Origin of the sequence: Nostoc sp., assembly GCF_036917655.1 — a bacterium.
GTDB lineage: Bacteria > Cyanobacteriota > Cyanobacteriia > Cyanobacteriales > Nostocaceae > Nostoc.
Genome location: NZ_JBALCY010000004.1, coordinates 65118 through 91488 on the forward strand (window position 1 = coordinate 65118; position 26371 = coordinate 91488).

At 39.9% G+C, this 26371-nt stretch carries 26 protein-coding genes and 1 pseudogene; 9 read left to right on the forward strand and 18 right to left on the reverse strand.

Going from position 1 to position 26371, the window contains the following annotated elements; genetic code table 11:
• Positions 1-246 precede the first annotated feature (246 nt).
• A complete protein-coding gene (locus tag V7K30_RS03115; protein ID WP_334997008.1) occupies positions 247-567 on the forward strand; it encodes a DUF433 domain-containing protein in 321 nt (106 codons plus the stop codon).
• Here V7K30_RS03115 and V7K30_RS03120 read toward each other — a convergent pair.
• From V7K30_RS03120 to V7K30_RS03160, 9 genes and pseudogenes are all read right to left on the reverse strand, one after another.
• Positions 502-945 carry a type II toxin-antitoxin system VapC family toxin gene (locus tag V7K30_RS03120; protein ID WP_334997010.1) on the reverse strand — a complete coding sequence of 148 codons (444 nt, stop codon included), beginning with the start codon at positions 943-945 and terminating at the stop codon, positions 502-504. The genes V7K30_RS03115 and V7K30_RS03120 overlap by 66 nt on opposite strands.
• 2 nt (positions 946-947) lie before the next feature.
• Positions 948-1220 (reverse strand): DUF2281 domain-containing protein, encoded by a 273-nt coding sequence (locus V7K30_RS03125; RefSeq protein ID WP_334997012.1) that lies wholly within the window; start codon positions 1218-1220, stop codon positions 948-950.
• 360 nt (positions 1221-1580) lie between these two features.
• Positions 1581-1973, reverse strand: a complete 393-nt coding sequence (locus V7K30_RS03130) for an Imm32 family immunity protein (protein ID WP_334997014.1) — start codon at positions 1971-1973, stop codon at positions 1581-1583.
• Positions 1974-2016: 43 nt separating this feature from the next.
• Positions 2017-2244, reverse strand: a pseudogene (locus tag V7K30_RS03135) (hypothetical protein); the annotation flags it as partial.
• A gap of 1 nt (position 2245) precedes the next feature.
• The gene (locus V7K30_RS03140) at positions 2246-2647 is read right to left on the reverse strand and encodes a type II toxin-antitoxin system VapC family toxin (protein ID WP_334997016.1); all 402 of its coding nucleotides are present in this window, start codon (positions 2645-2647) and stop codon (positions 2246-2248) included.
• The gene (locus V7K30_RS03145) at positions 2638-2838 is read right to left on the reverse strand and encodes a hypothetical protein (protein WP_334866783.1); all 201 of its coding nucleotides are present in this window, start codon (positions 2836-2838) and stop codon (positions 2638-2640) included. Before V7K30_RS03145 ends, V7K30_RS03140 begins: the two co-directional genes overlap by 10 nt.
• 189 nt (positions 2839-3027) lie before the next feature.
• The gene (locus V7K30_RS03150) at positions 3028-4308 is read right to left on the reverse strand and encodes a vWA domain-containing protein (RefSeq protein WP_334997018.1); all 1281 of its coding nucleotides are present in this window, start codon (positions 4306-4308) and stop codon (positions 3028-3030) included.
• 12 nt (positions 4309-4320) lie between these two features.
• A complete protein-coding gene (locus V7K30_RS03155) occupies positions 4321-5577 on the reverse strand; it encodes a vWA domain-containing protein (protein WP_334997020.1) in 1257 nt (418 codons plus the stop codon).
• Between the two features lie 162 nt (positions 5578-5739).
• The gene (locus V7K30_RS03160; protein ID WP_334997022.1) at positions 5740-6078 is read right to left on the reverse strand and encodes a ribbon-helix-helix domain-containing protein; all 339 of its coding nucleotides are present in this window, start codon (positions 6076-6078) and stop codon (positions 5740-5742) included.
• A gap of 302 nt (positions 6079-6380) precedes the next feature.
• Between V7K30_RS03160 and V7K30_RS03165 the strand changes: the two genes are divergently transcribed.
• The 3 genes from V7K30_RS03165 to V7K30_RS03175 all read left to right on the forward strand — a co-directional run bounded on the left by V7K30_RS03165 (position 6381) and on the right by V7K30_RS03175 (position 8658).
• A complete protein-coding gene (locus V7K30_RS03165; RefSeq protein WP_334997024.1) occupies positions 6381-7043 on the forward strand; it encodes an ATP-dependent Clp protease proteolytic subunit in 663 nt (220 codons plus the stop codon).
• 133 nt (positions 7044-7176) lie between these two features.
• Positions 7177-7788, forward strand: coding sequence for an ATP-dependent Clp protease proteolytic subunit (locus tag V7K30_RS03170; RefSeq protein ID WP_334997026.1), 612 nt, complete (start codon positions 7177-7179; stop codon positions 7786-7788).
• Positions 7789-8037: 249 nt separating this feature from the next.
• Complete coding sequence (locus V7K30_RS03175; RefSeq protein WP_334997028.1) at positions 8038-8658, forward strand: J domain-containing protein; 621 nt, start codon at positions 8038-8040, stop codon at positions 8656-8658.
• A 241-nt stretch (positions 8659-8899) separates the two neighbouring features.
• Here the strand turns inward: V7K30_RS03175 and V7K30_RS03180 are convergent, their stop codons facing one another.
• Together V7K30_RS03180 and V7K30_RS03185 are read right to left on the reverse strand one after the other, a co-directional pair.
• Complete coding sequence (locus V7K30_RS03180; protein ID WP_334997030.1) at positions 8900-9169, reverse strand: hypothetical protein; 270 nt, start codon at positions 9167-9169, stop codon at positions 8900-8902.
• Entirely contained in the window at positions 9135-9650 is a 516-nt protein-coding gene (locus tag V7K30_RS03185) for a PLP-dependent aminotransferase family protein (RefSeq protein WP_334997032.1), read from the reverse strand. The genes V7K30_RS03180 and V7K30_RS03185 overlap by 35 nt, the downstream gene beginning before the upstream one ends.
• 240 nt (positions 9651-9890) lie before the next feature.
• Here V7K30_RS03185 and V7K30_RS03190 point away from each other — a divergent pair, with 240 nt between their 5' ends.
• The 4 genes from V7K30_RS03190 to V7K30_RS03205 all read left to right on the forward strand — a co-directional run bounded on the left by V7K30_RS03190 (position 9891) and on the right by V7K30_RS03205 (position 15623).
• Complete coding sequence (locus V7K30_RS03190) at positions 9891-11126, forward strand: multidrug effflux MFS transporter (protein ID WP_334997034.1); 1236 nt, start codon at positions 9891-9893, stop codon at positions 11124-11126.
• Between the two features lie 18 nt (positions 11127-11144).
• A complete protein-coding gene (locus tag V7K30_RS03195; protein ID WP_334997036.1) occupies positions 11145-11972 on the forward strand; it encodes a basic amino acid ABC transporter substrate-binding protein in 828 nt (275 codons plus the stop codon).
• 232 nt (positions 11973-12204) lie between these two features.
• A complete protein-coding gene (locus V7K30_RS03200) occupies positions 12205-14208 on the forward strand; it encodes a serine/threonine phosphatase (protein ID WP_334997038.1) in 2004 nt (667 codons plus the stop codon).
• A gap of 131 nt (positions 14209-14339) precedes the next feature.
• On the forward strand, positions 14340-15623 hold the full coding sequence (locus V7K30_RS03205) for a protein kinase domain-containing protein (protein WP_334997040.1): 1284 nt from the start codon (positions 14340-14342) through the stop codon (positions 15621-15623).
• Positions 15624-15668: 45 nt separating this feature from the next.
• On the opposite strand, the gene V7K30_RS03210 is transcribed toward V7K30_RS03205, so the two are convergent.
• Positions 15669-15887, reverse strand: a complete 219-nt coding sequence (locus V7K30_RS03210) for a DUF4327 family protein (RefSeq protein WP_012407469.1) — start codon at positions 15885-15887, stop codon at positions 15669-15671.
• Positions 15888-16807: 920 nt separating this feature from the next.
• On the opposite strand from V7K30_RS03210, the gene V7K30_RS03215 reads away from it, so the two are divergent.
• A complete protein-coding gene (locus tag V7K30_RS03215; protein ID WP_334997042.1) occupies positions 16808-17233 on the forward strand; it encodes a tetratricopeptide repeat protein in 426 nt (141 codons plus the stop codon).
• A gap of 367 nt (positions 17234-17600) precedes the next feature.
• On the opposite strand, the gene V7K30_RS03220 is transcribed toward V7K30_RS03215, so the two are convergent.
• The 6 genes from V7K30_RS03220 to V7K30_RS03245 all read right to left on the reverse strand — a co-directional run bounded on the left by V7K30_RS03220 (position 17601) and on the right by V7K30_RS03245 (position 26371).
• Positions 17601-21155 (reverse strand): glycosyltransferase, encoded by a 3555-nt coding sequence (locus V7K30_RS03220; protein WP_334997044.1) that lies wholly within the window; start codon positions 21153-21155, stop codon positions 17601-17603.
• A 74-nt stretch (positions 21156-21229) separates the two neighbouring features.
• Positions 21230-22267 (reverse strand): GDP-mannose 4,6-dehydratase, encoded by a 1038-nt coding sequence (locus V7K30_RS03225; protein WP_334997046.1) that lies wholly within the window; start codon positions 22265-22267, stop codon positions 21230-21232.
• A gap of 14 nt (positions 22268-22281) precedes the next feature.
• Complete coding sequence (locus V7K30_RS03230; protein WP_334997048.1) at positions 22282-23193, reverse strand: NAD-dependent epimerase/dehydratase family protein; 912 nt, start codon at positions 23191-23193, stop codon at positions 22282-22284.
• Positions 23180-23995: a DUF1698 domain-containing protein gene (locus V7K30_RS03235; RefSeq protein ID WP_334997050.1), complete on the reverse strand. Its 816-nt coding sequence runs from the start codon at positions 23993-23995 to the stop codon at positions 23180-23182. Before V7K30_RS03235 ends, V7K30_RS03230 begins: the two co-directional genes overlap by 14 nt.
• A 69-nt stretch (positions 23996-24064) precedes the next feature.
• Positions 24065-25384, reverse strand: a complete 1320-nt coding sequence (gene rfbH / locus V7K30_RS03240; protein WP_334997052.1) for a lipopolysaccharide biosynthesis protein RfbH — start codon at positions 25382-25384, stop codon at positions 24065-24067.
• Positions 25385-25390: 6 nt separating this feature from the next.
• Positions 25391-26371 carry a GDP-mannose 4,6-dehydratase gene (locus V7K30_RS03245; RefSeq protein WP_334997054.1) on the reverse strand — a complete coding sequence of 327 codons (981 nt, stop codon included), beginning with the start codon at positions 26369-26371 and terminating at the stop codon, positions 25391-25393.

The following is a 26371-nucleotide window of genomic DNA, read 5'->3' on the forward strand; positions in this document are numbered from 1 at the left end:
AAATCGAGATATGCAAATTAAATGTGTTTTAGCTTACGCCCAACCCAGGCATCGCATATTTAACTTAAATTCATATTCAATCAGCAAAAAGGCATATTACCTTACCCGTGCGGGAACCGCTATAATACCTAAATAATATTAATCAAGAATTTGCTTATAAAATTGGGCGCAAGTAAGAAACTAAAATAAGCAATGGCATGAAGCAATATACGATTATAATTTTCGCAAGCAGTTAGGGTTACTTCCATGAAATTAGATCGCATCACCAGCAATCCCAATCGCATGAATGGACAACCCTCTATTCGTAATCTTCGCCTTACCGTTCGTCGGGTAATTGAGTTATTAGCTATTTACCCTAATCGTGAAGAACTGCGCCAGGAGTTTCCCGAATTAGAAGATGAAGATATTCAGCAAGCCTTAATTTTTGTATCGTCTTACTTGGGCGATCGCATCATTGAACTACCTAACCGCTATGAATTAGTATCATTAAGCCAGTTTTATTTAAACCCAACTTTCCCAAAGAAATTCTCGTACTTGTTGCATTCGCTCAAAGTCACTATCACATGAAACGATAATCAACGAGTGACGTAAAGCTGTCGCAGCTATCCAGAGATCATTTTCACTAATGCCAATGGTAGCTAATTTAGTTGTTCTACGTTTACTTTTTTCTTTCGGGCCAAATTGCTTAATAATTTCTGATTTAAAATCACCGTAAATTTCTGTTGTTTCTTTGTCGATTCCATATAAATTAATTCGTCGCAAAAACGCATTTATTTTGATTAAATTAGCGGCTTTTTGCTCTGAATTTTGTGCCATAAAGCGTAGCTCCCCTGCAACAATGACACTAGTTGCTAATTGTACTTGACCAAGCGATCGCAAGTGATTGGCGACACTTGGCACACCTTCCATCAAGAAGGAACAGTGATTAGTATCAAGTAGATACATGATTAAAATTCTAGTGGCATACGACTAGAATGAACCAGTTGCAGACATTCTTTAATGTCCGAACCTGACCAACTTCCCACAAACTCTAATAAATCTTCGGCAGTGGAACCTGTTAAAGTATGCTCTGCTACAAGTGGTTGCTCTGGTTGGTTATTTGCAGATATGCCGATTTGTTGATGTTTGGTTTGTAACAACTGAACAAAGTCTAAAATTTCCTGTAATAGCGGTTCGGGTAATTTGTCTAGTTCTTGGGTAATCTGTTCTTTAATTGTCATTTTTACCTCTGTATTTACACAATTGTCCAGCCGGAAATTACTTGAGCAATCTTTTCCATTAATTTAATTATCGCTTGCCTATCGTTGCCGCGAGGCTGGTATTGAAGTCAGCTATCACCCTCAGATTGATTATTTTTCTCTATGAGTGTGCCGATTTTCGTAGGAATTAAAGAAAAATTAGATTTGACATTACTTCACATCTTTCTTGCGCGATTAATGGTATCTCAATTGCACGTGTGTCTGGTTGCCGATGTAGATAAGCTGTTGCGTATTTAATTTGTATATGCGACGCGGGCAAGATGCCCGCACTACAATAATTTGACGTTTTCGTGTTATACAATTTAGCTGCACATCAGCTTATTACTGAACTGAGATTATTAATGAAACTGAGGCAGGATCAACCCACTCATTTCCTTCGTAGTAGTCAAAGTGGTTATGATATCCTGATTCTGTACTATCGCCAAAATTAAACCAGTCTGCAAATACTTTCAGTTTTTCTGGTGTTCCTTCAATCTTTAAAGAACTGCCAGCAACCATAACTTTGACAGGACAATCACTCTTACGAATTAGCAACAAATTTAAACAAGAATCATAAGGTGCTGGATCAACTTCATTGGCAGGAATACAAACTTGCACATCCTGAGCTTCAAACAATTCAAGAATCGATTGGCCAATGTTTCTTAAATCTCCCGGTGTACCTGACAGATCAATCTCACCGCCATAATGGTTGTTACTAAAACGGATATGAATCATACTTGTCCATCTCAACCATCCATTACCTTACGCTGAATTTTTACTATTCCTGTAAAACGGTCTTTGATACAATCCTAGTTTTCTTGAGGTCTGCTTCAGAAAGTTTTTCTCCGGCTTGCAGACGAGTCGCGGAAGTTTGCAACACTGTCGCTGCACCTTTATCTCCGATTTGTAAAGCAGTTTTAGCAGCTGTTTGTAGCATTGTAGCTGCCCCAGTGCGATCGCCTTGTTGCAATTTCGCCTCAGCTAACTGGGTTTGGCGATACTTCGCTTTACTTGAGGTCGGGAATTACCCGAATCAGTCCAGTCTGGAAGGCTTTGTCGTAGGTGATGACAAGTAAACTTTCGAGTTCAGCCTGAGCCATGATCATGCGATCAAAGGGATCTCGGTGGGCAATCGGTAGGCTTCCTGCTCTGAGGGCATGGGCTGTGGTGATGGCAAGTTCGATAAATTTAGCCTGATGCAATATCTGTGAATATTGCTCAACAAGTTGTTTCGCTTCGGGTAGTTTACCCATGCGGTATTTGGTGGCGATTTCCCAAGCAGAAGCACTACTCACAATAATACGATGATCTGGGTTGCGAATGATGTCTCGGCAATCAGTGTGGAGTTTTGGATCGTCAAAGAGCCACCACAGCAGGATATGGGTGTCGATGAGGTAGCTCATTCCCATTGCTGGAGTTCATCTTCTGGCAGTGCTTCAAAGAAAGCATCGCCGAGCTGTCCTTGCAATAAACCAGGGGTGCGAGGTTGTGTACGTTCTTGACTTAAACCTAGTCGAAAGTAGTGAATTAGATCATAAAGTTCTGCTAGTTTGTCTTCAGGGATGTCTTGCAATTCTTGGACAATCTTCTGGATCAGCATAAGTCAAACTCTTGGGTGGTTGTTAATCAATAAGTTAGGAATATGCGACTACTTTGTTGCTCAATTGAGGAATAAAATATTTTTTCTTGCTTTGCGCGGCAGTCGCTTCAAGTCGGGAAACCCGCCCAACGCGCTGCCTTGCCTTGGCACGAAACTTTCATACCATTAATCAGCAACGCTGGATTTTTACTATTCTTGTAAAATTGTCTTTGATACAATCCTAGTTTTCTTGAGGTCTGCTTCGGAAAGTTGTTCTCCAGCTTGCAGACGAGTGGCGGAAGTTTGCAAGACTGTCGCCGCCCCTTTATCTCCGATTTGTAAAGCGGTTTTAGCAGCCGTTTGTAGCATTGTAGCTGCCCCAGCGCGATCGCCTTGTTGCAATTTCGCCTCAGCTAACTGGGTTTGGCGATACTTCGCTAATGCTAAAATAGACTGCTGTACCTGCGGATTAGACGCTGGTTGATATGCCCTTACAACATCTGCATACACTGGCACAAGGGGCGAAAGTAAACCTTGTTCACTAACCAATGGATCATCATAACGGATTTGTAGATGAGCGATCGCTTGTTTACCTTCTGGCAACTGTCCCAGATAAATGTTAGCCAAAACTACCCGTTCTACATCTTGCATCAAATCTCCCAAACGTACAGCAAAGCTACCATCAACTTCTGGTTCTATTGGTAACTCGATTGTGTCTGGGGCAACTTGGGCAATGGGTTTCAATTCTGCTAATCGCACATTGGGGACTAAAGATAACAGCAAGTAGGCATTAGTTAACCCAATCGACTGAATCCGTCCAAAGAGTCGGCTAAATTGCTCCACAGCTTGTTCAGGACGCTCAATATGGGCTAAAGTCCCACCACCGACATCGGCAATTTTTTCCAGCAAATCCTGATTCCAGCTATTGCCAAATCCGAAAGTGTTGATAGTTAAGTTCAGCTTGGCAGCCTTTTGCGCTAGTTGAAGACAGCGCTTGTTATCATCTCGCCCAATATCCCACTTCCAAATCCGCAAACCGCTATCACCATGCCCATCTGTAAGCAGAAACGCCTGAGAAACAGCGCCTCTTGTACCCTTCATCAGTTCTGTAATTCCCAATTCCAAACCCTCAGCGATGACTGTACCACCGCTAGCAGTCAGTTTGCTTTTAATTTGAGATTTGATGCTTTCGGGGTCTTGGATGACTTGGTTGGTGATAATGACTTCCGCAGAACCGGAAAAAGCCACAACTGAGATGCGATCGCCTACTTTCAACCGATCTATTAATCCTTCTACTGCCTGGATCACCGTTTTAATCGGTTGTCCATGCATAGAACCACTTCTATCCAGAATCAAGCAGAGGTTAAGGGGCAGATTTTGCTCAAACTCACCAGCGATTGCAAAAATCGTCATTGCCAATTGACGTTGACTACTTGTTTGAGCCACATCAACATTATTGTCATTTAACGCCGATAGCAATTTAACTTTCATCTAAACCTGAGTTTACTGCGGAGGGGTATCTTGCAAAACTGTTTTGGAGACCATTCTAGTTTTCTTGCGATCGCTTTCAGATAAATCTCCACCAGATTGTAACTGGGTGGCAGAAGTTTGCAACACCGTCGCCGCACTTTTATCTCCCATTTGCAGGGCAGTTTTCGCAGCCGTTTGTAACATTGTCGCTGCACCACTGCGATCGCCTTGTTGCAATTTCGTCTCGGCTAGTTGGGTTTGGCGATACTTAGCTAATGCCAAAATAGAGTGTTGCACCTGGGGATTGGGGTCTGCTTGATAATTTTTGACTACATGGGCATAAACTGGGATATTTGGTGTAACTAAACCTACCTTGTTGGCGGCTGGATCATCGTAGCGGACTTGCACATTAGCGATCGCTTGTTCACCGGTTGGCAATTGTCCCAAATAAATATTAGCTAAAATCACCCGTTCCGCATCTTTCATTAAATCTCCCAAGCGCACAGCAAAACGTCCATCAGCTTCTTGTTGCAGTGGTAACTCAATTGTGTCTGGGGAAACTTGGGCAATGGGTTTAAGTTCTGCTAGCCGGACATTGGGCATCAGGGACAATAACAAATAAGCGTTAGTCAATCCTACCGTTTGAATGCGGCTGAACAGGCGATTAAACTCATCTACTGCCTCTTCCGGTTTTTGAATGTAAGATAAAGTACCCAAACCAGCATCGGCAATTTTTTCTAAAACATCTTGGTTCCAGTTGTCACCAAATCCCAAAGTGTTCAAAGTCAAATTATAGCTAGCAGCCAATTGGGCGAATTTCAAACAGCGGTTGTTATCACCGTGTTCATTTTCCCCATCGGTTAATAAGAAGGCTTGGGAAACAGTATCTTTTTTTCCCTTCGCCAACTCCTCAATCCCTAAGCGCAGTCCTTCATCAATCGCAGTTCCACCATCGGCGGCTAGGCGATTAATTTGCTGTTTTATTTTCTCTGGATCTTCGACACTTTGACTAGATACTAAGACTTTGGCACGGTGATCGAAAACTACAACACTAAGGCGATCGCCAGGATTGAGTCTATCTACTAGACGATTCGCTGCTTTTTTGACAGTTTCTAGCGATCGCCCACTCATAGAACCACTATGATCGAGAATTAAGCATAAATTCAGTGGCACATTGCGGTCTTGAGTCTCTGCGATCGCCGAAATCGAAATTCCCAACTGACGTTGACTATTCAGTTGATTTGCGTCCAAATTACCATCATTCAAGGCAGGCTGCAAGCTAACCTTCATAACTTAAAGTCCCTATTCAGGATATACATTTTAATAAATAACTTCAAAGCACTACTTTAGCTGAAACTTTAAAGTTGCCTCTCACCTACCCGTAAGGGAGGCGACGAGATGAATTTTTGGGCGATAAAGAGAAGGAGTCCCACCCTACTCCCGCAACGACTATCACTCGTTGCGGGAGTGGGGTGGGCGACGAATCGCCAAACTCCTGATGTATTCACGAATAATATCTGTTTTACTTCTTCCTGCAAGACTCGCATAAGCCTCTAGTGCCTCCATCTCTGTTTGTTCTACGCGAACATTTAAATTTACTTTTACCATTTGTAATGTAATGATATTTACATTACAATAATAGTAGATGGCAAAGCCGAAAATGCTGGTCATATCTTTAACAGAACCTTGAAAACTCCGAGTATGGGGTTCTACCCGGTAACAGACGCTTCGGCGAAGATTCTGTGGGTAGGTAAAACTCTGACAGTACAAAGGATTGAACATTTTTTGCATTGTTCAACTGTGCAAAGGGGCATCTCGTGCAGTCTAAACAAAGCGAGAGTTTTTGTCCGACGGGATACCGGGAGTCACTGAGAAGCCCACACTGTATGCTTGCATCAGGGTGGGAATATGTCACCTCTACCGAAAACCTATCCAACACAAATACATTAATATAATCAGAATATCTTAGAAGCCAAACATTGGCAGATGCAAAGCCGCCTCAAGCATTAGGGAGAAATCCGCACCTTGAGTCAGGCTAGCATCGCGCTAGGATGTATTACAGTTAACGGCATAGTTTCAGGCGATCAGTTGTTATGGACACTTCCCCAATCAAGGCTGTTCAAGCCCCATATTACGGCGATAACTTCTACCGGACACCGCCGCCCGATTTACCTTCCCTCTTGTTGAAGGAGCGAATTGTCTATATTGGGATGCCACTGGTGCCTGCTGTCACCGAATTAATTGTGGCCGAGTTGCTATTTTTGCAGTCCGACGACCCCGAAAAGCCGATTAAAATCTATATCAACTCCACCGGCACTTCCGGTTACAGTGGCGAACCCATTGGCTTTGAAACCGAAGCCTTCGCCATCTTTGACACGATGAAATATATCAAACCTCCTATCCACACCATCTGCGTTGGTTCCGCGATGGGTATGGCAGCGATGCTCCTCAGTGCTGGTACAAAAGGTTGCCGCGCTAGTTTGCCTCACTCCTCGATTATCCTGCATCAGCCCAAGAGTTACGCCCAAGGTCAAGCAACGGATATTCAAATTCGCGCCAGAGAAGTTTTGGTAAATAAAGGGGCGTTAGTTGATATATTGCATCGCACCACCGGACAGCCCCCAGAAAAAATTACTAAAGACATGGATCGGTTGTTATATCTGACACCTTATCAAGCGAAGGAATACGGACTGATTGACCGAGTTTTTGAGAAAGAAGAACTCGCAAATCCCCCACTCCCTGCGAGTGTCCTTTAATTTAGTTATGAGTTATGAGTTATGAGTTATGAGTTATTGAAAACTCCTCACTCCTGTACAGACGCGATTAATCGCGTCTCTTTTAACTCTTCACTCTCCTACCGCCCCCAAATTATTAAGAACGGAGTAAATTATGCCTATAGGCGTTCCTAAAGTTCCTTACCGGATGCCCGGAGGACAATATACAGATTGGATTAGCATCTACGATCGCCTTTACCGAGAACGGATTATATTCTTGGGGCGAGATATTGATGATGAAATTGCCAATCAAATTATCGCTGTAATGCTCTATCTGGATTCAGATGATCCAGGTAAAGATATTTATATATACATCAATTCCCCAGGTGGGATGGTTACATCTGGCATGGCTATTTTTGACACCATGCAACATATCAAATCAGATGTAGTGACTATTTGCGTGGGTTTAGCTGCTTCAATGGGATCTTTCCTGCTGGCCGCTGGCACCAAAGGCAAACGGTTAGCATTGCCTCACTCACGGATTATGATTCACCAGCCTTCAGGTGGTACCCGTGGACAAGCAAGCGACATCGAAATTGAAGCTAGAGAAATTCTCAGGATTCGTCACGAGCTGAATGGGATTTATGCCGATAAAACTGGTCAGACCATAGCAAAGATTGAAAAAGATATGGATCGCGACTTTTTCATGTCTGCTGAAGAGGCTAAAGAATACGGTTTAATTGACCGTGTGATTGAAGAACGAACCTCTATAGTAGCAGGGGAGTAGGGAATAGGGAGTAGGGAGTAGGGGCGATGAGGGAGATGAGGGGATAAGGAAGCAGGGGGAGCAGGAGAAGAATTCTAAATCCTAACTTCTCACTCCCCACTCCCCACTCCCCACTCCCCTTCCTTAAACAAAGTGTCAACATTGAACTTTAAAATAGAAAATTAGCCCTTATTATTAATAGTCCAGGCTTGAAGCTGATACTGACAGATGATAGCCAATAGCTAAATATTCGATAGCTGATAGCTCAAGATGGATCTTGGAGATTGCTACCGTTTACTAGGTTTAAGATCGGGAGCTTCTTTTGCTGACATCAAAGCGTCTTACCGACGACTGGCGCAGCAATATCATCCCGATATTAACCCAGATGACAACAAAGCCAAAGATAAGTTTATTGCCTTGACAGAGGCTTACAAACTCCTGCTGACAGTAGTACTGCCAGAGGAAACTGTCTTGCATTCAAGTCAGGTGTCAACTGGGTATGATGACACCAACGCAATGCATCGGCAGAAAACACCAGTAGCAACGGTGACAAGCCAAGAACCAGGAAAACCAAAGCCGCCTAATCTGTTAGAAATAGAAGAACGGCTGAAGTGGAAGACTTATGAGCAATTGCAGCGATTTTTGCAAGAAAGACGATTTCCGCAAGCGATCGCACTGGCGGAAGCTTTAGCAGCTCGTTTGTCAACAGATGCAGAAGTCCGTCAATGGCTAGCGATCGTCTATCAAATTTGGGGACGGGCGCTAATTTCCGAAAACCAGCTGCTCAAAGCTAGAATTTATCTCAAAAAAGCTTTGAAAACAGACCCCCATAATAAAAGTCTCTGGTATGAGGTGCAGCGCGATTTCCAACGCTTAGAACAAATTTTTTAAAGATTTACAAAATTTAATCAAAATCTGTTTCCAAGTTCTAATAAGGAAATGATCTTCATCAGTCTGCTGCTGAGACAGGAGGCGGGAGCCTCCCAAAGAGCATTCCCAGTCTGAGACTGGGAACGAGATCAACAAATTACGAATTACGAATTATCTCAATCCGCGCAACACTGCCCCTAATGTAGCGATTCCCTCAACAATCTTCTGTGTTGGCTGAAAGCTAAAAGCTAACCTGATGGCATCATCCCCTTGTCCATTGGCGTAGCAGCGAGTCCCTGGCAGAAAAAAAACTGACGCCGTGTTCACTGGCAGCCATTAGAAGTGATTTGGAACTGATGTCTGACGGCAATTTACACCAAACAAAAAAGCCGCCATCGGGACGTAAGACAACCATATCACTGGGAAACTCTTGAGCGATCGCCTCTAACAACAAATTACACTTATGCTTATAGCAGGCGATTAGCTCCTGAATGTGATTATCTAGTTTGCCTGGGCCCCACAGTCCCCTCACTTTTGAACATTGCCAGCCGCTCGATAATCGCTGGATCGCCACAAGCCCAGCCTAGCCGGATACCAGGCGCAATAATTTTCGAGAAGGTACTCACATATAATACCCACCCATCTTGGTCGAGGGTTGCCAGGGGGGCACAGTTTCTCTTTGGAAGCGCAAATACGCTGTAAGCATCGTCTTCCACCACTAAGACGCCATACTCAGCCGCTAGCGCTACCAGTTTTTGGCGGCGAAATAAGGGCATAGTAGTGCCTGTGGGATTGTGAAAGGTGGTGATGGTGTAAATAAACCGGGGTCGGATGCCCTGTTTCTTCAAGTCGCTTAATGTTACTTCTAACGCATCTACATCCATCCCCAACTCATCCACAGGAATGGTAATTACGCGTGCGCCAGCGTAGACAAATCTGGTAACTACTCCCAAGAAGGTTGGCCCTTCCACAATTACTAGATCACCAGGTTCCACAAACACATCTGTGGGCAAAAGTAAAATTCAAAAACTCTTATTTTTTAGTCTTTTGAGATTTTTTTAATAATATGTTGATTTCCATCATAATGTACTAGCTTTATCCTGGGGTTTAGAAGCTGGAAATCTCCCTAAAGTCATTTAATAACGGTAAATTTATCGAGCCGCCGTAGTATTAACTGAGTAAGAACATCTTACACCTAGCTAGAAAAATCAAGAGACCCACTTGGATAACCGTGAATCCTACGAGTTAAAATAATGCGAATTCGACCCAACACCTTGAGCTTCACGCTTCTTTTGGGGGCACTCTCAGCCCTACCGCCCTTATCAATTGACATGGGGCTACCAGCTTTTCCCACAATCGGCGCAGCTTTGAGGGCATCTTCTGGATCTGTTGGACTAACCCTAAGCTTGTTTATGCTTGGGTTTGCTGTTGCCCAGCTGATTTTCGGTCCGCTTTCCGACCGCTATGGACGCAGACCAATCTTGCTTATCGGCTGCGGACTTTTTACCCTAGCAGGTGCAAGCTGTGCTGCCGCGCCATCCATCAATACTCTGATTGCTTGGCGTTTAGTTCAAGGTGCCGGCGCTGGTGCAGGTATGGTGATGACACTGGCGATTGTCCGCGATCTATTTGATGGTTCGGCAGCACGCGCCCAACTCTCCTATGTCAATCTCGTGATGGGCGTAGCACCGATGATTGCACCCACAATCGGTAGTTGGGTGCTGGCAATCGCTGGTTGGCGGACTATCTATGGGACACTGGCTGTAGGAGGGTTCTTACTCTTGCTGTCTGTTGCCCTTGGCGTAAGTGAGTCGCTAGCTAGCCGTGATTTAGATGCGATCAAACCACGTCGGCTGATCAAAAATTATGGGCGCATTCTCAGCAATCGGATTTGTCTCGGCTACGCCCTCGTCAACGCACTAAGCTTTGGGTGCATGTTTACCTATGTCGCGGGATCGCCACTCGTGCTGCTTAATGTATTTAAAGTCCCGACTACAACCTATGGCTGGCTTTTTGCATCGACCGCTTTTGGCATTATGGTAGGCTCATTTCTGAATGGGCATCTGAGTATGCGTGGCGTATCTCCGTCAAAGTTACTCATCTTTGGGCTGGTGAGTGCCGTTGCCTCATCTGTTGGACTTGCGATGGTGTCAGTGAGTGGTGCTGCACAACTTACTACGCTAATGCCTCTTCTAGTACTTAACACCTTCTGCCTGGGGATAATCTCCCCCAATGCAATACACGGTGCCATTCAGCCTTTGCCAGAGATTGCTGGAGTTGCAGCCGCCACTGTGGGATTTCTGCAAATGTTATGTGGCGCGTTGGCGAGTGGGCTAGTTGCTTTCTTCTATGATGGGCGCACGGCGATCGCCATGTCTAGTTTAATGGCAGTGTTTGCGATCGCCTCCTTTGCCGCTTATCTTGGACTCGCACGCCCTGCTGAGCGTCGCTTTGCTCGGACTCAAGCACTACACGAAACGAGAAATTAGGTATTTGGCTAATGACTAATGACTAGAGGGAATTTGATTAACTTTAAGTGGCGGCAACTAATTCTGAGCTTAGGCTGTTTGCTACTGCTCATTGCCTGTAACAATTCTTATCCGACTACAAATCCAGGTGCTAAACCTCTCAAGGTGGCGACAGACCCCACCTTTATTCCCTTTGAAATCCAAACGGCTAGCAGTCACTTGGAAGGTTTTGATATTGATTTGATGAATGCGTTGGCTAAAGTAAGCTGTTGTGCAGTCCAGTTTGAAAGTTTGCCTTTTGATGGCATGATTTCAACTTTGCAAGCTAAAAGAGTGGATGCAGCAATTAGTGGAATCACGATTACCGCCGAACGTCTGAAAACCATTGCTTTTTCCAGACCTTATTTTAAAGCCGGACTAGCGATCGCGGTTCGCGAAGACAACCAAAATATTAAAGACTTCAATAGTCTCCAAGGTAAAAAAATTGCTGTCCAAATTGGTTCAACTGGGGCGGATTTTGCCAAAACCATCCCCAATGCCAAAATTAGTACTTTTAATTCTGGCCCAGAATTTTTCCAAGATTTGCTCAATGGCAATGTTGATGCTGTGGTTAGCGATGCTTTCGCAACTTTGTATGCGATTAAAAATGGCAAACTCAAAGGCATCAGAGTTGTTGCCGATCTGCTCACTGAAGAATACTACGGGATTGCTACACCTAAAGACTCTCCCCATCTAGATGCAATTAACAAAGGTATAGCTACTTTGTTATCCAATGGCACTTACAAGCAAATTTATCAAAAATGGTTTAACGCTGAACCTCTGCAATTGCCAGACTCTTGGCATGGGGCATTGGTTAATAATCAATAGTTCTTCTTCCCCTACTCTCGACTCCCCACTCCCCCATTTATAAGGAATTGGCTGCCAATGTGCCAATATATTAAATATTTATCTAATATGCGTCACAATTAATACTGCCACCAAAATTCATTGATAAACTACAATCTCTTGTAGGTCTACTGTAGTCAGGGACAGCCAATTGTGGCACCTTGGATCTTAGTAGCTAGAAGCACCTTGGAACGGGAATTAAGGAACTTCCACTATGCTGATTTGCCCTCAGTGTAAATTTGAAAACCCCAATAGCAACAAATTCTGTCAAAACTGTGGCACGTCCCTGACTCACAAGGTCTGTCCTGAATGCAGTACCGATGATGTACCGGTGAATGCACTACGTTGTCATAACTGTGGCACGGAATGTGGAACAGTGTTTTGGGCAATTATTGCTAAGGAAATGACTGGGGAAGCTTTGGGAGTAGAGGGGGATGAAGTAGATAAGGGAGGTGTGGGAGTAGAGGGAGATGAGGGAGCAATATCTTTCTCATCTCCTCTATCTCCTAGTTCTCAGATTGCATTAGGCTCCTATTTAGACTCCCAAGAGCGCTATCAATTGTTAGATTCGCTACCTGCCCAAACTGAAACTGCCACCATTACTGATGTAGGTGTGAGAGTTCTAGACTGCCAGCCGTATCAAATATCACCCATTGAGGCAATATTAAGAAGTCAGCAATCAGATTTAGTCACGCCATCAGTGGAAGCAAGTGCAATTCCTCGCCTTGCTAAACTTTATATTGCCTTACAATCCCAAGGTCAGCGGGGGATACCGCCGATTCACGATGCATGGCAGCAGGGTGATATACAGGTAGTAATAATTGAAGACCGCTCGGATTGGCAGCCTTTACTCGACCTGTGGCAAGAAGAAACAACGAGTTCGTTAAAAATTTTACACTGGTGTTATCAAATGACCCAACTTTGGGCATTATTGGAACCAGTAAATTGTCGTCAAAGCCTTTTAGATTTGTCGAATTTGCGATTGGATGAAGACCAAACGCTGGCGCTACAAAGGTTGTATGTGGAATCATCGAATTCTCAGCCCGCTACCGAGTCGCCAGAAGATGCCCAAGCCCAAACATCTGCTATTCCAGAGGAGCCGTTAACTATCCAAGCTTTGGGGCGGGTTTGGCAAGCGCTATTTAGGCAATCTCAACGCACTCAATTTGGCTCTGTAGTCCAGATGTTGGGGGATTTAGATGTAGGTAAGATTCACACGATCGCACAGTTGCGATCGCGTTTGGAGGAAATCTCTGTTGAACTGGAAGCACTAGGAACCGCAACTTTGCCCCCAATAAAGGAGAAAAATACTGCTGTGCCCACTATCCCGGAATCAGATGAGCCAGAAGATATCATTAGCAAAACTGATGATATGCCAACTGTTGTGCTGGCGATGCAGTTAAGTAGCTTGGAAGATGCAGGACGCACTGATGTAGGGCGTCAACGTCATCATAACGAAGACTACTTTGGCATTGAAACCAAAATTCAGAAGTTGGAGTTCCCTAAAAATCGAGTTCTACAAGGGCATAGTTTGTATATTCTCTGCGATGGTATGGGTGGACACGCTGGCGGTGAGATAGCCAGTGAGTTAGCAGTCAACACCCTACGGCAATATTTTCAAGAACACTGGATTGCCAACCAACTGCCAACAGAAGATAGCATTCGTGAGGCAGTGTATTTAGCTAATGAGGCGATTTACAAGCTCAATCAACAAGATGCCCGTTCTGGAGTGGGGCGCATGGGTACAACTCTGGTAATGCTCTTAATTCAAGATACTCAAGCAGCAGTTGCTCATGTGGGAGATAGCCGTCTCTATCGCTTGACGCGCAAGCGGGGACTAGAACAAGTCACAGTAGATCACGAAGTTGGGCAACGGGAAATCACCAGGGGAGTGGAAGCAAGCATAGCTTATGCCCGCCCGGATGCCTACCAACTCACCCAAGCCTTGGGGCCTCGTGACGAAAACTCGATTAATCCCGATGTCGGCTTTTTCGAGATCAATGAAGATACTCTTCTGCTGTTGGCATCGGATGGTCTATCAGATAATGATTTACTAGAAACCCATTGGCAGACTCACTTAGAACCTTTACTTAGTTCTGGCGCTAACTTAGAACGGAGCGTTACAGACTTAATTGAGTTGGCAAACCAACACAATGGTCATGACAACATTACTGGTATACTTGTTCGGGCAAAAGTACGCCCAAATCTGGAAAGTTAATCATAAATGGGGACTGGGGCATGGGTACTAGGGACTGGGTACGGGGTACTGTAAAATACTTCTGATTCCCAATCCCCAATCCCCAATCCCTAATCCCCAATGCCTAATCCTCTTACCTTATAGGTTGTATTGTGGTTAGTCTGACCCTGTTAGAACCGCAACAGAAAACGCCCCTCCAGCAGTGGTGCTTTGAGAACTCCTCCATAATTCGGATTGGTCGAGCGGCAGATAATCACGTTGTTTTAACTGATAGTTTAGTTTCGCGGCATCATCTAGAACTGAGACAAGTCGGTTCCGCTAGGAATGGCGATGCTTGGCAACTGATTAGTCAGGGTACAAATGGGACTTTCCTCAACGGTGTCCTTGTGATTCAGAGTCCGTTACCAGATAATTCCCTTTTGCAACTGGCACAGGGAGGCCCAATACTGCAATTCCAAATTCAGGAGGTAACAGCACTGGAAACTGGTTTGCTTTCGCCACAAATGCAAGGGACAGAAGAAAACGCCGTTGAAACAGTCTACTCAGCCCAAGGTAGAGCAAATTCATTCTCCACTTGCACGCACGAAGGCAACTCCCCGAATAATCTGTTTTGCATCCACTGCGGCCAACCTCTCTCGGTACAACAGAAAATTAGCCATTATCAGGTATTGCGAATTCTCGGACAAGGAGGTATGGGTACTACTTATCTCGCTTGGGATGCGGCGGGTCAGATTGGGAGTAGCCCACAACTGCTGGTGTTGAAGCAAATGAATGCTGATATGGTAAAAATTGCCAAAGCTCAAGAATTATTTGAGCGGGAGGCGTATACTCTTAAATCCCTTAACCATCCTGGAATTCCCAAGTATTATGACTTCTTTGTAGAAGACGGAAAAAAATACTTGGCAATGGAACTAATCCACGGACAAGATTTAGAGAAACGTATCTATACCACTGGGCCAGTTACGCCAAACCAAGCGATCGCTTGGATGATCCAAACCTGCGATATCTTAGACTATCTTCATAGCCAAAGCCCTCCACTGATTCACCGCGACATTAAACCCGCCAACTTAATGGTGCGAAGTTCTTTGAATCGCATTGTGGTGCTGGATTTTGGCGCAGTTAAGGAAATTGGCACAGCGCCCGGTACTCGAATTGGTGCAGAAGGTTACTGCGCTCCTGAACAAGAACGAGGACAACCTTTGACTCAATCTGATTTGTATGCAATCGGGCCAACGCTGATTTTTCTGCTCACAGGGGAAAACCCGTTCAAGTATTACCGCCAACGAGGGCGAAACTTCAGGTTTGATGTGGCAAAGGTTCCTACCATTAGTTCCCAATTAAGAGATGTGATTGATCGCGTTACAGAACCATTGCCACGCGATCGCTATCAAACTGCAAACGAGTTAGCTGCGGCGTTAGCTGCTTGCAAAGTTTAGGGAGTAGTGAGTGGGGGAGTAGTGAATTTTAAAAAACCCTATTCCCTATTCCTCATCCCAAGTTTCTACAGCTAGCAATTCACTAACTGGGTCTTGCATACTAAAGCCAAAGTCAAGCAGTTCCTGTTTCCAGTGCTGCCATTCATTACCGTAGAGCAAAGCGATTTTCCAGATGCTATCGCTTGGCTTGATAATATTCGATTCTATGAGTGATTGCACGTTTCGCTGCAATTTCACCATTGGGTGAATCACTTGCTGAGTCATAACCTCGATTGAATTCAGATTTTGTTGGTAAATGCTTAATTAAAACTGCTTCCCATTCTGCAATTGTTGCCGGGTCGTAGAGTGGTGTAATTTTGGTAAAGCTAGTCTTAACTTTCTAACTATACCATAACAAACTCTACTAAGTTACTGGTAAATTCGGTTTTGTACGGTAATTACCACCACAAAACTCCAATTCCACCAAGTAGTCCTTAAACTTTTTGCAGAAGTTGGGCAAAGATTCAGGGGGAAGAGTTAAGGCATGAAGGGGTAAGGGATGTTTCTATTTCCCCTTTTTTCCTTTAACCTTTCCCGTGAATCTTTCTCCTCTTAACCTTTATCCTTTCTCCACAAGAGTGCAACAGTACCTTTTGTAAGATATCTATTGTGAAAGCCGAGCAGAATAATTAGTCCTTTGGAAAGTTGCACTAAGTAGTGTGACTGAGGATAAGTGGGAAAATTCTATTTGTTTGAATCACGAAAAATATGTTTGCTTGTTGAAGAACCCATAAGACACGGGCTAGTTTGAAAGTTTTTGACTGACAGGGAAATTTGCAATTTAGTAGAAATGTCTACTGTTTCTGTTTCTTTAAACGTTATTTAGAATAGCGCAAACATCAGGCATTAGGCAGAATAATCGCAAATCTTTATATAATTTTAATGTTTGCCTCAGAGAATAAGACCTAGAGGGTTGCCCTGTTTAGGCGCAGGAGAGGGTTTTGCTTTGAAGTATGGGGGCGAGCATGGCAAAATTGTCAGTACAGCATGGGACTACCATAAAGTTCTCTCGTCTTCACAGTCAGCATTTGAATTTTGTGTAAAAAATTTCCAGTCAAGATGTTAGTTTATATTGAGCAGGTGGGTATTCTCAGAACGGGAGGCTTGCTGTTACCTAAGTATTTACCACAGCAAGTATGTGAGGTATGGCTAGTTCAGAGGCAGAATATCTAATTGCTCGTAAAAAGCAGATTGGGCGGCGACAAAAGATTGTAACGATAGTCTCGATGTTCTCGTTTTTTGGATCTACGGTATTTGCAGTCATTCCAGCAATCCAACAGGCTAGTCAACCTAAGCCAGCAATTGCGTCTCCTTCTGCTGAGTCATTATTACAGCAACAGGCGCGGGGTTACGAGCTGGTTTTACAGCGGGAACCAGAAAACCCAACAGCCCTGGAGGGATTGGTAAATGTGCAGCTCAAGTTGAAAGATACTCAGGGTGCTATTCAAGCTTTAGAAAAGCTAGTCAAGTTACGTCCTGATAGTCCGAATTACAAGGTTTTATTAGAGCAACTGAAGAAAGAACAAGTCAACAGCAATTCCCAAACAAATAACCAGTCGAAATCTAACTAATACTCTTTACTTAAGAGGACGTTTAAAAAGTCCTCTTATCGGTAGTAAAACATTCTATATCTCCCTAAATCCCCCTTTATAAGGGGGGCTTTTATTCCGATTGATCAATAAGTGCCTAAAATCACAGCCAACCACTTTTCAAACAACCTCTAAGGGATGAAAATCTGCGCTCAATTAGTTAACTGGGACGTATGCAATAGAAAAATCCGATTTTATTCATATTTTCATAATCTAAATATAGTATTCCTAAATCATTCGTGAAAAGTTAGATAAACGACTTATTTGAGAAGTCAGGTATCTGAAAGGAGAGAACTTTCACAACTCATTTAGGATTGCTATATATAATATATTTACTCGTAATAGAGAATTATAAATTTTCTAGAGAAAATAAAGGAATTTGCCCTACTTGCTGATTGGCAACTATCTGTTTATTTTCATGTTCTAAAACCAATCTGGCATTAATACAAGGAATTAAGCTTTGCCACTGGCTATCAGTCAAATCTCTTAATAAAGAAATTGTCAACTTCTCAGTTATATCTATTTCTTCTTCCATCATAAGATTCATAGCTATACCTTGCAAGAATAAATCAGCCTCTTCTTGTGCAATGCCATTGATATCGATCAGTAGAGTAATTTGTTCATGATTAGGATGGGATGTGATTAATTGAATAACATCCATTAATTCTAATCCTAATTTTTCTTCTTCTGTTGACCAATCTGGAAAAACAATTATGTTAGTTTCTTTGAGATTCAAATCTAAAAATGAGGCTTTAATAAAGGCTATTTTTACAATTCCTGCCATTTTGACCCAAGAAAAATCTTTCGCCTGTTCTAAGCCTGCATTAATTAATAAGTTTCTGCAACTAGGTTTTTGCACTTCACATAAAGCATCAACCATACCCTCAGTATCATCATCTTTGACGTAAATTACAGCATCTCCTCCGGCTTCAGGTAGGGAGGCATTAGGAGTAGTAATTACAGCACAACCACAAGCCATTGCCTCAATTACTGGCATTCCAAAACCTTCATATTGAGAAGGATAAACTAATGCCACTGCTCCAGCATAAGCTAATCTTAATTCTTCATCACTTAATTGTAATCTGTGAAAAGTACATCCGGCAGTATATTGTCGCCATTCGGAAGGTAATTGACTATCTGCACCAGTCGCTACTATATCAAAATTGTGTTTGTTGCTTAGTTGTGCAAATGCTTGAAAAAAGAGAATTGTGTTTTTATATCCTCCTAAGCCACTTAATAGGAAATAGGGTTTATTTATACCATATTTATATTTAAAAGCGTTTATTTCAACTTCAGAAGCAGGGCAAAAAAGAGAATCTACTCCACAATGGGCAACGGTAATTGATTCTAATGGTATATCTGGGAAAAATGTACTTAAATCCTTAGCTGTGTTTTCTGATATAGCAATAAAAGCAGAAGCATGTTTAATTCCGTTATGTTTTTCCCTCCACATAGGTTCATTTAAGTTGCTTCCTAATACTTCTGGTATCATGTCATAAGCCATGAATACAGAAGGGGTAGTAATGGGGGTAGTGTAGTAGCTTGAAATAAATAATTCTGCTCCTTCCTCATCGCAAATTTGCTGAAGAATCTGGCGATCGATCTCAGTATTGTTATAGTCGTAGGGAGAAATAGTACGATAACGAACACCATTGATTTTTGGTGCAGTGTTAGCCCTATCTAATACCAAAATATGATTAGCAAATTCAGTATTTGCCCATTGTTCTAAAAGGGATTTCCAAACTCTAGCAATTCCCGTTTGATAGAGTTGGAAAAATACCCCGTCAATGATAATATCACGAGGCGGTAATTTTTGGCTTTTTTCCTTTGCTAACTCATATATTTTTATGGTTTCTTCAAGATATTTATCCCAGCTAAATTTCTGAGCTTGTTGAAAAGATTTTTTAGCTAAATTTTCTCTATATTCAGGGTCAGAATATAACTTAAATATAGCATCACAAAGCCCTGTTTCATCATGCGGATCAAGCATAATTCCGGCATCTCCAATCACTTCAGGTAAAGAAGAAGTATTGGAAGTAATGACAGGAGTTCCACACTGCATAGCTTCTAGAGGTGGTAAACCAAAACCTTCATATAAAGATACATATAAAAATGCTAATGCACCTGAATACAGTGCAGCTAAATCTTCATCTTTAACAAAACCTGTAATAATAACACGCTGTGCTAATCTTTGATCTTGTTCTATTTCAGCAAATATTTTTTCATATTTCCATCCTCGAACACCAACTAACACTAAATTAATATCGTCTATGTTTCTTTCCTTGATTAATTTTAAAAAACATCTAATTATATGTTCTAAATTTTTTCTAGGTTCTAAAGTGCATATACTTAGCAAATAAGGCTGTTTTGGAATTTTATATTTTTCTAGTACATTATTTATCTTTTCTTGATCATTACAAGAATAAAAATTCTTGGGATCGGCTGCTAAATGAGATACAAATACTAGTTCATCATTCAAAAAACTTTTATTATAGATTAAGTCTTTTTTAGTTGCTTCTGATATGCAGGTAATTATATCCGACATTTCGATGGAATCAACTGTCTCATTCATCCTTATATCATCTGAAAAGGGAGTAAAATTGGGAAATAATATGGGAATTAAATCGTATATAGTTATAATTCTCTGAACATGGTATATATCCTTTGGAAGAGGATAAAAAGTAGAATGATACGCATCAAGAACTATATTTCTTAATTCTGGAATTGTATAAACTTTAAAATTATGACTAGGAAAGTTAGAGTTTAAATAATCTATACATGGTATAACTAGATTAGTTATACTTGTGCAAAAATAAATTTCACACTGAGAATTAACAATTAAACCTTTAACTAAATTTTCTGTTACTCTAAATACTCCAGTTCTTACTAAATTGCTAATATGACCTAAACCTAATACAGCAATATCTAAAGCAATCTTAATAATATTTACCGTTTCTCTATTAAGTCCCTTTTTTGATATATTGCTATCAACAAGTAAATTAGTATTCAAATCAGCATAATAGCTTGAGTAAAATGAGTTCATTTCTATTTGAATATCGATTGCTATATTGTTTATTATTTCTTCTTGATAATATCTATCCAAACAAAATCGTTCAAAATAAAATTTTCTTGCTGATAAATAAAAATCTGAAAAATTTTGAATAGATTTAGATGACTCCAAAGACGACAAAGAGTGCTTTCTTACTCTACATAAAACTAAGGGGTCTGGTATATGCACTACATAATTATATTTATCTGCTATTTTTAAATAAATAAGTAGGTCTAAACCTGCGCCGTGTAATAGCACATTGTTTATTGGCAAAATTTTAGATTCGCTCAAATAAATTAATTCTCGAATAACGTTCAGTAAATCTTCTTTTCTAAATAAAGCACAAGTTGGAGAACAGGGAACTGCTAATGGATGCCAAGGTTTTTCTCCAAATAAAGCTTTATGAACAAAAAACAAAAACGGAATTTTACCAGCAATATTCTTATCCACATACATCAATGCACTTTGTTTTATTTCGACCCCTGAAAAGGCAGCAGTATAAACAAATCCAGTTTCTCGATCATTTAAAAACTTTACTGCTGTTGTTGTGAAATTTGGTAAAACTAAATCATCAGAAAATAGTAATTTTATATACTCACCTTTCGCCTCTTCTATAGAATTTAACCAATTCAAAACTGGACCTATATTATGTTCATTTTTGATAATTTTATATTTTAATTTTCTAGTATGTTCACGCAGAAGTTTTTCGCATATACTTCTAGTATTGTCTGTAGAATTATTATCTGATATGATAATTTCAATATTTTCATAATCTTGATTTAAGACACTATATAAACATTCACCTATAAATTCTTGAGAATTATATGTAGGAATGCAGAACGAAACTAATAGCATACTTTTGTCTCCAATTTTTAAGTTTATTTTAATTAATTTACACCAAAATTATTAAAATTAATCAATCATTAAATTTAACTGAGCCAATTCCAATACTGATTAATTCCCTCTAAAGGAGTAATTTTAGGATACCAAGCAATATACCCATTTATTTTGCTTAGATTACAAACAAAAAACTTTTGATCACTATGTCGCCAAGGAGTTTGTTGAAAATTTAAGTGAATCTCTAAGTTGTCATTTAGAATCTTAAATAGCTCTAGTAAAGACAGACTATTACCAATTCCTCCACCAATATTAAAAATTTCTCCTCGACACATATTAGTATTACTAAAAGTTAATTCATATAACTTAACTAAATCTTCAATATGCAAAACATCTCTAACCTGTTTACCATTACCTGCAATGGTGAAAGGCTTAATATCTATGCCTTTTTCTAATGCTTGTTTTTGTTGTAACGTTTGCAAACAAAACCAGCCTATCCATCCTTGATCAAAAGTAGCAAACTGTCTCCCTCCATAGATAGATGAATGACGAAAAACAATTGTATTTAAGCCATAATTTCGATGCCAATCTCTTACATATTGATCTGCTGCACCTTTTGAACAACCATAAGGGCTAGAAAAATCTAGCTGGAAACTTTCATCAAATCCGTTGGGAAAACCAGGACTAATATAGCGATTTTCTCTTTCTTCTATGTTGATTTCTTTCATTTCTCCATAAACTTTATTTGTGCTTGCATAAATAAAAGTTGCCTGTGGAGAATATTGTCTAGTTGCTTCTAATAAATTAAACGTACCGACTACATTAGTTAAAAAGTCTAAACGTGGATTTTGCATTGATGTTGTCATTGCTACCTGTCCAGCAAGATGAGCAATGCCATCAAAAGGAGCATATTTTTCAAAAAAATTGTTAACAGCTTTAGAATCAGCGATATCAAATATTTCAATCATTAGCTGATTTTTTTTTGCTTTCGATGCTAACCACGTTTTATTTTTTTCACTACCTAATCTAAATAAACTGTCAATAATAAAAACTTGATCTTGTTTATTAAGAGCAGAAGCTGCAAGATTAGAACCAACAAAACCACAACCTCCAGTAATTAATAATTTCATCTGAGTTCTATCCTTCAATTCGGGTATAAATGCTGTAATTCATAATCCATTGTTTTACATAATCCACTTTCTAATGAATATTGAGGCTGCCAACCCATTTTCAGCAATGGTTTAATACTGGCTTCAGAACACATGATTTCTCCTTGACGGTAAGGTAAAGAGCCAAAAGATAATCGAGTTTTTGACTTAGTTAAATTATGAATTAGTTGGACGAATTCTTTGATAGATATGGCTTGTCCACTACCAATTTCATATTCAATAAAAAAAGAGGAATTTAGCTGAATGTTTGACAATAACACCATATAGGCTGAAACTACATCAGCTATGTAAATAAAGTCACGTTTTTGTTCCCCTTGGGTTAATTTTAATTCTTCTACGTTACTTAGGAAACTTCTAATAACATGATTGACAAATTGTGAACTATTATCTCCTTCACCAAATATCTGTTCTAATTTAAGATTAATAAAATGAATTTTTTTAGTGACTGCGAATTGTTTTCCCCAGTCTAAAAAATGTTTTTTAGATAGAGAATAAGAATTAATATATTTAGACAATATAGTGTCGGTATTGAAAAAAGTGTCAGCTTTAAAAAAAGTGGCTATTTCTAGCAATTTTAGTGGAAAAAGTGTATTAGTTTCAAGTACATCTGTTATGCTTTCATTTTTTCTTCCGTAGCAAGTAGCAGTATGAATTACGACATCTATTTTTTTATGATCATAAAATGGTGTTTCTAAGTCACATTTATCAATATCGTATATAGATAGATTTGATAGAATATCGTTAATTCTTTCCGTATTAGAAAAACTGCGCTTTAAAATAATTACTTGATACTTTTCTGCTAACAATCGTTTGACCAAGTGACTACCTAAAAAGCCGGTAGCCCCTGTTACTAAAACTAGCTTGGATTTTTCTTTATTTATAAGCATGAACTGTCAATCTATAATAATGGAAGAAATTAGAATAATGCTGTTGAGTAGGATAAGGAGGATAAACAGATGTGGGAACAATATTCTTGAATCCGGCTGCTTTAAGCATTTTTGCTAAAGCGACTAAATTAGGAGCAAACCAATTACCAACATCATTTCCCATTTCATCACTTTCAAAAAACTCTAACAGAGAAGAACTTTCTTGGTTAACCTCAGGGAAAAATATGGACAAAGTTTCAATTATGGCAATATTTTTTGTCAATAAAGATAAACGTTTTAAAGCTCTTAAAGGATCTTCAAGATGGTATAGAACCCCCAAGAAAAAAACGATATCAAAATTACCTAAGTCTGTAGGATCTATGCTCATAAAATTGCCAACAATCTGCTCAACGCAACTTTCCTTAATGTAATGAACAGTATCGAATCCTATTTTGCCAGGAAGTTCTGAAGGTTTCCATATTCGAGGTATCAAATGATAATGTTGTGGTTTTTTTCCTGAACTCTTATATTCTTCAATATGTTTTTGTTGTTGAGCTAGATTCATACTCCAAACATAATCATCCATCGCTACCACTCTTTCAGCACCCAATTCTTCGGCTTTAAAAGCAAAAAAACCATCCCAACAACCTATGTCAAGTACAGTTTTATTTTGTAAATCAGGTAAAGCCATATTCACTAATTCTTGTTCAAGAAGGGGTGAAGATTTACGACCATTTGTAACTATTTCATCACCGCAATCTATCGAATGCCACCAGAAAGGTACTTTAGAAATTAACTTTAACTTTTCTTGTTTCGTTATCATAATTTATTCCTTATTTTCTTGATTTACAAAGAGTATTTATTTGATTTTTTCTCAACAAAATTTATTATTTTAATGTTTGTATGTTACAACAAATTCTTGTAATTTTGCTGCCATGAAATTTAATTCTTCTTGATTTATGGCTGGATATACTCCAACCCAAAAACTGTTATTCATTACATAATCAGTATTTCTTAAATCTCCCACTACTCGATATTTTAAGCCTTTATAAGCTGGCTGTTTAATTAAATTACCTCCAAATAATAATCTTGTTGCTATTTTATTCTCTTCTAAATATTTCACCAATTCATAGCGATTAAACCTAGCATTTTCTTTGACTGAAATCAGAAAACCAAACCAACTTGGCTCAGATTCATCGGTAGGTTTCGGTAAAATTAATACATCTTGTAAATCTACTAATTTTTGATATATAAAATCAAAATTCTTCCTTCTTTTATGCACAAAGTGAGGCAATTTTTCCAATTGTGCCAAGCCTACCGCAGCTTGCATATCGGTCATTTTTAAGTTATAGCCAATATGGGAATAAGTATATTTATGATCGTACCCAAAAGGTAATTCTCCTAATTGCCAACCAAATCTTTTATTACAAGTATTATCTACTCCTGGAGGACACCAACAACTCCTTCCCCAATCTCTCAAGGATTCTATGATTTTTTTTAATTTAGAATCATTAGTTAATACTGCTCCCCCTTCTCCCATCGTCATATGATGAGCAGGATAAAAACTTGCTGTAGCTATATGTCCAAATGTTCCTGTTTTTTGTCCTTGATATAAACTTCCTAAAGCATCACAATTATCCTCTATTAACCATAAATTATGTTTTTGGGTAAATTCAATTACTGCCTTTAAATTAAATGGATTACCTAATGCATGAGCGATCATTATCCCACGAGTACGCTCTGATAATGCTGCTTCTAATTGAGTGATATCTATGTTATAAGAGGGAATTTCTATATCTAAAAATACTGGGACTAATTGATTTTGAAAAATTGGATTTACTGTAGTAGGAAAACCCGCAGCTACGGTAATTATTTCATCTCCGGGTTTTAATCTTTTCTCTCCTAATTCTGGGGATGTTAATGCGGTTAATGCTAACAGATTAGCTGATGAACCTGAATTTACTAATAAACAGTGTTTAACCCCTATCCATTGGGCAAATTTTTCCTCAAATTCGGCTGCAAAACGTCCGGTTGTTAACCAAAAGTCTAGGGATGAATCTACTAAATACTGTAGTTCTTGTTGATCAAATACCTTCCCAGATACTGGTACAGGTGTTTCTCCTGGTATAAATTCTCGTTGCGGAAATGCTTCTGAGTAATATTCTGCTACTAATTGGAGAATTTGCGATCGCAATAGTTGTTTCTTTTCCATTCATTTTTACTTTAAAAGATTTTGATACCAATTAATGGTTTTTTCTAATCCTGTATCTAGGTCAAATGAGGGATACCAATTTAATATTTTTCTCGATTTTTGACTAGATAAATATTGATTTTTAATTTCATTACTCGCTTGATTTAAAATTTTTGGTTTCAAATCTGAGTTCATCAATGTTAATATTTTTTCTACTAGGTCTAAAACTGTTAATTTTATCTCTAAAGAAAAATTAAATGCTTCGCCAATCAATTCAGGGTGCTGTGATAAGTTTTCTGCTAATAAAATATAAGCTTTTACACCATCTTCTACATATAGATAATCTCTGACAAAGCAACCATTGGATCTGATTATAGGAGCTTTTTCTTTTAAAATAGATTTAATAGTTCCTGGTACAATTCGACTCCAGTTTAAATCACCTCCACCATAAAAGTTACCACAACGGGCGATCACTACTGGTAAATTATAAGTATGGGCATAAGTTTGAGCAATTAAATCAGCACACGATTTACTTACATCGTAGGGATGTATACCTTTGAGGGGAGTATTTTCTTCATAAGGTAACTGTATCTGTTCCCCATAGGCTTTATCTGAAGATGCCACTATAATTTGTTTGACTGTAGAACTATGACGGCAAGCTTCAAGTAAACGCCAAGTACCAGTAATATTAGTTTCAAAAGTAGAAATGGGATTACGGTTAGCAACTCCTACGACGGTTTGAGCGGCTAAATGAATAACCGTATTAATTTCATATTCTTCTAAAATTCTTTGTAACAGAGCTTGATCACAAATATCACCTCTAACAACTTTAACTTTTTCTAAGACTCGACTTTGTATCAAAAAACTTTGAGGAATCCAGTCTCGAACTAAACAAACAATATCCGCTCCAACGGTTAATAGATGTTTAACTAACCAACCACCAACCAATCCTGTTGCACCTGTAATAAAAATTGGTCTATCTTGCCAGAAATTAGAGCTATTACTCAT

Bases quoted from the DNA above. Each gene is read 5' to 3' on its own strand.
- V7K30_RS03115 (WP_334997008.1), top strand. From the start codon at position 247: ATGAAATTAGATCGCATCACCAGCAATCCCAATCGCATGAATGGACAA.
- V7K30_RS03120 (WP_334997010.1), bottom strand. From the start codon at position 945: ATGTATCTACTTGATACTAATCACTGTTCCTTCTTGATGGAAGGTGTG.
- V7K30_RS03125 (WP_334997012.1), bottom strand. From the start codon at position 1,220: ATGACAATTAAAGAACAGATTACCCAAGAACTAGACAAATTACCCGAA.
- V7K30_RS03130 (WP_334997014.1), bottom strand. From the start codon at position 1,973: ATGATTCATATCCGTTTTAGTAACAACCATTATGGCGGTGAGATTGAT.
- V7K30_RS03140 (WP_334997016.1), bottom strand. From the start codon at position 2,647: ATGGGAATGAGCTACCTCATCGACACCCATATCCTGCTGTGGTGGCTC.
- V7K30_RS03145 (WP_334866783.1), bottom strand. From the start codon at position 2,838: ATGCTGATCCAGAAGATTGTCCAAGAATTGCAAGACATCCCTGAAGAC.
- V7K30_RS03150 (WP_334997018.1), bottom strand. From the start codon at position 4,308: ATGAAAGTTAAATTGCTATCGGCGTTAAATGACAATAATGTTGATGTG.
- V7K30_RS03155 (WP_334997020.1), bottom strand. From the start codon at position 5,577: ATGAAGGTTAGCTTGCAGCCTGCCTTGAATGATGGTAATTTGGACGCA.
- V7K30_RS03160 (WP_334997022.1), bottom strand. From the start codon at position 6,078: ATGCAAAAAATGTTCAATCCTTTGTACTGTCAGAGTTTTACCTACCCA.
- V7K30_RS03165 (WP_334997024.1), top strand. From the start codon at position 6,381: ATGGACACTTCCCCAATCAAGGCTGTTCAAGCCCCATATTACGGCGAT.
- V7K30_RS03170 (WP_334997026.1), top strand. From the start codon at position 7,177: ATGCCTATAGGCGTTCCTAAAGTTCCTTACCGGATGCCCGGAGGACAA.
- V7K30_RS03175 (WP_334997028.1), top strand. From the start codon at position 8,038: ATGGATCTTGGAGATTGCTACCGTTTACTAGGTTTAAGATCGGGAGCT.
- V7K30_RS03190 (WP_334997034.1), top strand. From the start codon at position 9,891: ATGCGAATTCGACCCAACACCTTGAGCTTCACGCTTCTTTTGGGGGCA.
- V7K30_RS03195 (WP_334997036.1), top strand. From the start codon at position 11,145: ATGACTAGAGGGAATTTGATTAACTTTAAGTGGCGGCAACTAATTCTG.
- V7K30_RS03200 (WP_334997038.1), top strand. From the start codon at position 12,205: ATGCTGATTTGCCCTCAGTGTAAATTTGAAAACCCCAATAGCAACAAA.
- V7K30_RS03210 (WP_012407469.1), bottom strand. From the start codon at position 15,887: ATGACTCAGCAAGTGATTCACCCAATGGTGAAATTGCAGCGAAACGTG.
- V7K30_RS03215 (WP_334997042.1), top strand. From the start codon at position 16,808: ATGGCTAGTTCAGAGGCAGAATATCTAATTGCTCGTAAAAAGCAGATT.
- V7K30_RS03220 (WP_334997044.1), bottom strand. From the start codon at position 21,155: ATGCTATTAGTTTCGTTCTGCATTCCTACATATAATTCTCAAGAATTT.
- V7K30_RS03225 (WP_334997046.1), bottom strand. From the start codon at position 22,267: ATGAAATTATTAATTACTGGAGGTTGTGGTTTTGTTGGTTCTAATCTT.
- V7K30_RS03230 (WP_334997048.1), bottom strand. From the start codon at position 23,193: ATGCTTATAAATAAAGAAAAATCCAAGCTAGTTTTAGTAACAGGGGCT.
- V7K30_RS03235 (WP_334997050.1), bottom strand. From the start codon at position 23,995: ATGATAACGAAACAAGAAAAGTTAAAGTTAATTTCTAAAGTACCTTTC.
- rfbH (WP_334997052.1), bottom strand. From the start codon at position 25,384: ATGGAAAAGAAACAACTATTGCGATCGCAAATTCTCCAATTAGTAGCA.
- V7K30_RS03245 (WP_334997054.1), bottom strand. From the start codon at position 26,371: ATGAGTAATAGCTCTAATTTCTGGCAAGATAGACCAATTTTTATTACA.